This is a genomic window from Nocardioides sp. CPCC 206348 (assembly GCF_048654705.1).
Classification (GTDB): Bacteria; Actinomycetota; Actinomycetes; order Propionibacteriales; family Nocardioidaceae; genus Nocardioides.
This window is the reverse complement of the sequence record NZ_JBMCZA010000104.1, coordinates 8207-8742: the sequence shown is the minus strand read 5'-3', so window position 1 is coordinate 8742 and position 536 is coordinate 8207. Positions and strand designations below refer to the sequence as shown.

Sequence of the window (536 nt, the reverse complement as noted above, 5' to 3'; positions counted from 1 at the left end):
GTCGCGCTGGTGCAGCCGCTGTCCGTGCTCGCCACCCGCGACGCCGGACCGGTCCGGGCGGCCGTCGCCGCCCGCGGTGCCGTCACCGACTTCTGGTGCTCGGACCGGCCGGTCTTCGACGGCACACCGGTACTCACCTGCGTGCCCGTGGTGCGGATGGGCCGCCCGTCGTCGCTCGGTCCCGACGACTGGGGGAGCCTCGCGGCGTCGTACTTCGGGATCCCGGAGGTGGACCTGCCGATCATGGATGGCACCACCGGCACCCCCGGCACCGTCGGCGACCTCGCCACCTGCACGGCCGACTTCCGTGACCAGTACTACGGACTGAAGCCGTTCGTCCGCGACAACCCGGACGGGCTGCGCGAGGGCGACGCCCGGCTGGTCACCAGCGGACTGATCGACCCGGCCGAGCTGCGCTGGGGTACGACCACCACCCGCTTCGCGCGTCAGGAGTACGACGCCCCGTCGGTCGACCTCGCTGCCCTCCGCGCCGACGGGAAGCTGGCCGGCTGGGCCGACGCACGCCTGGTGCCGAA

1 protein-coding gene is annotated in these 536 nt (G+C 73.7%); it reads left to right on the top strand.

Going from position 1 to position 536, the window contains the following annotated elements:
* The coding region (locus ACOADB_RS05190) for a hypothetical protein (RefSeq protein ID WP_378596876.1) at positions 1–536 on the top strand (536 nt) is incomplete at both ends.